The 6,038-nt window shown below is 56.4% G+C and carries 1 protein-coding gene; it reads right to left on the reverse strand.

Features of this window, described 5'->3' with window-relative positions; genetic code table 11:
- Positions 1 to 5: 5 nt before the first annotated feature.
- Complete coding sequence (locus ABVT36_RS15330; RefSeq protein WP_368457314.1) at positions 6 to 5,807, reverse strand: RHS repeat-associated core domain-containing protein; 5,802 nt, start codon at positions 5,805 to 5,807, stop codon at positions 6 to 8.
- Between the last annotated feature and the right edge of the window lie 231 nt (positions 5,808 to 6,038).

Genomic DNA, 6,038 nt, shown 5'->3' on the forward strand with positions numbered 1-6,038 from the left:
ATGGATCAAGCCGGTCCTGTCCAGGTGCTCGTGGCCGGTGAAGCCCCGGTTGGTGACCAGGCTCTGGGAGGCCAGCAGAACTTCCAGACCTTGCGGGTCCATNCTTCACTTCCCGCGTCATCAGAAGACGAATTCGAACTACCCGAAGAGGAAGTTTGTGAGACGTAAAAGTAACCTCCACCTCCGCCTGACCGCCCACCACCTGTCAAAGTCCTGAGGTTTCTCCATGAAATTGATTTCCACCTACCACCACCTCGCGAAGTAAATGGACTTCTGAATTTCTTTGGCTTTTTCCCCCTGACGGGTAACGTATCTATTGGCCGCTTTTCGTGCGGTACAATTTGACCACCACCTTCACCGCCACCGCCACCGCCACCGCCACCGCCACCGCCACCGCCACCGCCACCGCCATCGCCACCGCCACCGCCATCCATGTGTTTTTCATCATCATCTTCAGTTACAAAGCCCGTAGGATCTGTAAAACCCACCGGGTTGTTGAAAGCGTAGCTGTAACGATTCCAGCTCTGACTGAAGGTCGGTGCCTGCACTAAGGGATCCGGACTCAGGAATCTCCCCAAGGTCGGATCATATATCCGCCCATTCATATGGATCAAGCCGGTCCTGTCCAGGTGCTCGTGGCCGGTGAAGCCCCGGTTGGTGACCAGGCTCTGGGAGGCCAGCAGAACTTCCAGACCTTGCGGGTCCATCTCCTGGCTCCAGTCGGCTTTTCTGCGTTTGCCACTGGGGTCGAAAGCGGTGTCGAGAATCAGACTTCCACTTTCATCCGTGACTTTTTCAATGGAACCCAGGTGATCCCGGTGCAGGTACTGGAATTCGCCAGTGCTGCCCATGGTATCGGTAATGCCGATATGCACCACATTGTTGTCCAGCTTGGTTCTTTCCACCTTGGTGATGGTTGCATCGCCGGGGATCAGCTCCTCGTAGCTGCCCACGTAGAAGGCCTTCTCCGTTTGCAGGTGGCCGTCCTCCATCCAGCTGGATTCCCGGTAGAAGCGCTGGCCGTTGGGACCGTAGTGGAATTTGTCTCTGGCAGTGGGGGTTGCGGTGCTCTGACTGTCACCAACAGTGACTTCGGTGGCCATTTGCCGGGCATTCCAGCGAATCCACTTGTCTTCGCTGACCGCCGCATCGTAGTGGGTGATGGCCCCGTTTAGGTCGTAGTTCAGACTATAGCTTTCCCCTCCGATGGTGACACTGCTCACCGCATTGGGACCGGCATTGCCAGACCCGCCGTACTGGTAGCCGGTGACATTGGTATCGGCCCCGTGGCTGCTGGTCTTGCTGGTGATATTGCCCAGCTTATTGTACAGCGTAGTGAGTGTGCGCTGGCTGCTGCCGCCGAGCAGGGTTTCTGCGCTGGTGAGGCGGTTGAGGCCATCGTAGGTGAATCGCTCTTGTTTCTCACTACTGCTACCAATATCCGCCAGGCGGCTTTCCAGGGTGCCGTTGGAGCGCCATTGGTACTGGCTGTTTTGGAACTGGCTGGAGCCAGCTGTTGAGAGGCTTTCCAACCGGCCCGTATCCGGGTTGTAAGTGCGGGTGGTGGTCACGTTGTTGCCATACAGCTCACCGTCCACCTGGCCAAAGGCGTTGACGCTGGTAAAGGTTTTGAGCGGGTTGCCGGAGCCGTCGGTAATGCCCGACAGGTAGCCACCGGTATATTGATATCTGGCTGTGATGCCGCTGGGATAGGTCATGCTGTCCAGGCGGCCGTCTCCGCTGCCCTTGTAGGCATAGCTATGGGCAAAGGCGCGTGTCTCACCGCCGGCGGTCAGCGCTGTATCGATGCGATCCAGCTTGCTCTCACCGTTGTAGACATAGGTTTCCTCAAAAACGGTGGTGCCGCCGGTGGTGTAGCTGCGCCTATCGATTCCACCGATGCCATTGACCGGGTCATAGAACCAGTGGCCCACCCCTTCCGCATCTGTCTGGACTTCCAGGCGGCCCAGCAGATCGTACTGGTAATCGATACTTTGGTTTTTGTTGTCGGTTTGTTTCACCAACTGCCCCAGGGCGTTGTATTCAGCAGTCAGACTGCCGATGTTGGGGCCGGTCAGTGTGGTGCGGTAGCCGGCGTGGTCGTAGATAAACTGGGATTCCGTGGTGAGATCTTCCACGTAGATGGATTCGGGCAGACCGCTGCCATCGTAGTTGTAGTGGGTGGTGACAGTCTCTCCGGTTTGATCGTCGATGGTTTTGACCAGGTCACCGGCCAGGCTGTAGTAGCTTTCCCTGACTTGGGTTTCCTGCAGGGTGCCGAGGGAATCCAGGACATCCTCTTCCACCTGGACCAACACCTGGCGCTGTGCCAGTTGCGGCTGGTAGTTGATACGCAGGGTGCCGCCACCGGGTTTAAAGGTGGTTTCCAGTCGATTGCGCAGGTCGTATTCGTAACTTGCACTGGCAAACACGGATTCGCTGCTAAAGTGCGGCACCGATTCTTCGACCAGCAGACCTTTGTTGTCGAAGAAGCGGTCCTGTACCACCGTTGCGCCGGATTCGAAGGCCTCGTACCGGGTCTGGACCAGGCGGTTCAGTGCATCATAGTAGCGGTAACTGGTTGGCGTGATCGCGGAGCTGGTGGTAACCCGATAACTCACCAGCTGATTGCCGCGCAGGGGACAGGGATAGCTGTCGAAGATATTGTTGCAGTCTTCATAAACGGAGTTAATCGCTACATTGTCAGCATTGGTGCGCTGCAGCTCGCGGCCAAACGGGTCGTATTCAGTCAGGGTGGTGCGGCTGTTGGCGTCAGTGACAGACTCCGGCAAGCCAAATCGCTGATCGTAGGCCACAGTCACCGACTGGGAGAGTGCATTGGTCAGTATTCCCGGGTAACGCTTGTCGAGGAAGTTACTGGCGGAGCTGCTGCGCTGATCTATCTCGGCGCCGGGCACCGCCGACGCGTGACCACTGACGGTTTCGCTGCTGAGATTGCCATCGCCGCTGTAGCCGTATTGGATATTCAGCTCATAGCGGGTATCGCCCGGAAAGCGCGTCAGGCTACCGATACGATTCGTATTGCCAAAGGGCGATGCCATTGCGGTAACGGTGCGTTCGGCGGTGCCACCCGTATCCCCGTCAAAGTACTCTTCGCTTTCCCCTTCGACAAACCCGACCAACCAGGGATTGGTACGGTTTTGGAAGCTGGTAACGACTCTGCGGCTGCGCTCAACGGAGCCGTCCACACTGACGGCGGGTACCTGGCCCCAATAGGTTTCAGTACCCGGTGTGCTGGCATTTGTGACTACGCGTTGTATCTGGGTGGCGCTGTCCAACAGCTCACCATTCGTTCCATAACCGGCTTTGCCGTAGCTGTTCCAGTTGTAATTGAAGCCCAGTTCCTGACCGCCCTCCAGAATAGCATCGAGGCTGGCACGCAGGAATGGGAAATAGGTGGGGCTCCCGTTATGTGTCAGCACCAGCTTGTCATAGCGGTAGCGCTGTTTCGACAGCAGCTCACTGTGGGAACCAAAGATATGGTCGTACTGGTCGAGCCTGGCCACCCGGCCGAAGTGGGGGAAGTCCAGACGGAACTGGCGATAAGTCGTAATGCCCGTAGCGGCATCCTGTACGCCCTGGGCATAGTAACCGAGAAAGCCCCAGTGTTTTTTGCTGCGGAAGCCGGTGCCCTGATAGCGATAGTTGGTGATGTGATTGCCGCCGATACCATTGCTGCGGGAGACGGAGGTCACTATGTGCCTGTACTCACCGTTGACGGCCTGCAGGGGTTCCACTTCACTATTGTCAGGCAGAATACCTGCACCAAACGGTGCTTCCGGCATATCCCCTTCAAATCCGCCTTCGGTCATCAACTCGTGGGTGAAGGTAGTCGATCTGGTGCCATCATCGACAGTTTGTACTGCGGTGAGAAATTCATCCGGATTGGCACTTGCCGAAGTCATCCAGCCGAAGGACAGAGGCGCCAGGCACTTGTAGGTGGGATCCTGCGGCTGGCTGTTTTTTTCGTAGGCGCAGTGCTGGATTTTATCCAGGCGTTTCCAACCCTCTGGGGCGGTTTCCGGGATCAGGCGGTACTCCCGCAGAATATTGCCATCCAGCAACACATTGATATGGTGTAGCAGTACCAGTTGACCCTGCTGGAACCCGGTGTCGCCGATTGCCATGGGCGCTGCGTCGTCCCGTGTGGCATATTTAAACTCGATTCTGGCGTCGTTGTTGTTGCCGTAAAGGATACTCAGCGGATAGTTAATGCCGCTGACCGAGTCGCGATAATAGTTGTAAGTGATGGTGTTGCCGAAGGCATCGGTAACTTTGTTTAAGGTCCAGGCATAGTAAGGTGTCTTGCCTTCGTCGTTGTCGATCAGGATACGGCTGTCGTTGGTAGCGCCGAACTGCCGCACACTGCCACTGGGCTGCTTGACTTCGAACCAGGGCTCTTCGGCGGTGCCTTTGATCTCCACCAGTACGAAACGGTCCCGTAGCGTGCGATATACCGCCCCGGTCTGCCAGTGATTACCGCTGATCAGCACTAGCGGGCTGCCAGATAGGCAGATGGAATCGGTATCGTTCAACTGGAGTTTGTCTTCCATGGGACGGTTGGTGACACAGCGACGGATTTCCGGGATGCCGCTGAGATGCCAGCCGTAACCCAAAATATCTTCCGGCAGGTCATTGACCTTGTGGCGACGGTGGTGGCCGCTGGAGTAGCTGAGGTTGAGGCTGGGGGCCAGACCATTGACTCCGGGAGCGCTGTGAATGGGCACGGAGATGGTGGCGTCGCCGCGGAAATTGACATCGGTGCTGTAACGCATGGCGCCTGTGGCCATGTACTGTGGCTGCTGTTCGGCGGACACTACCGGCGCAATACCTTGCAGGTTGTGTACATCGATGGGATCGCTGTACACCCAGCTTTCCGTGCAAGAAGCTTCAGTATTACAGGCCTTTAGTCGGAATTGGTAGACACCCTCCGTCTCGCCATTGGCTTCATAAGTGGTCTCAGTGCCCAGGCCCAAATCTATATCGTTGCCGGGATTGTCCACTGGCCAGGGCTGACTGTTGACCTTTTGCTGCAGGCGATAGTGGGTGATATTGCCACCATTGGCTTGCCAGTTGATTGCAAAATCACCGTAGTCACTGGATGTGGGGACGGAAGTAAATGCAGGGTCACCTGGGACTGGCGGCGCTACATCAACTGAAACCTGCTTGGGCGGTGAGGAGGCTTCCCCGCACTCTCCCAGAGTGTTACACGCGCGCACCTGGAAATAGTAGGTGCCATTTGCCAAATCCACATTGGGATTGCTGGGACTGGTATGGCCGGATGAGTATTCCGTGAAATCGACACCATTTGTGCCGTATTCCAGCTTATAAGTCACATCGCCGGGAACTGCATCCCAGGATACGGTGAAAGGTGTGGTGGTTACCGAACCGGATGGCTGGTTGATCTGCTCCGGTGCGCCCGGTACTTGCAGGACTTGTATGGGCGTCGAGTAAGTCGCATTACTCTCGCGGGTATAGTTGCCAACCGTAACAAAGGTGGTCGCGTGATAAGTGTAGTCACCATCGAGCAAACCTGGCGGACAGCTAACTGGGAAATTCGTACAATTGTCCGGTCGTTCCGCTTCCTGAACCGACGTGTTGGTTGACTCGTAAACCTTGACCGGACTGGCGGTACCCTTTTGTTGATAGAGTCGGTAACCCGTGAAAGGGTTTCCGGACGCAGCGCCCCATGTGACTTTGAATATACCTTCTTTGTCATAAGTGGGCGTAGTGTTGTCGGCAAAACTCAAGGCACCAGTGGGAGGGGGCTCGAAAGCTACATCCACTACCGGGGATTCTTTCCAGGTGCCACAGTTACTATAACTCCCCGCCTGGGCACAAGCCCTCACCCGATATTGATAGCTACCATTATTGAGGTCGACAGGATGGGTTCTGGCAGTGTTATCGTGAATATCACCGCTGTAACTACCACTGTTCTTTTTTTGATGGAGCTCGTAGCGGGATATGGTCCCAGTGGCTGCGCCCCACTTGACGGTAAATACGCCGTCGTCATCCTG

Origin of the sequence: Microbulbifer sp. TYP-18 (assembly GCF_040932045.1) — a bacterium.
GTDB lineage: Bacteria > Pseudomonadota > Gammaproteobacteria > Pseudomonadales > Cellvibrionaceae > Microbulbifer.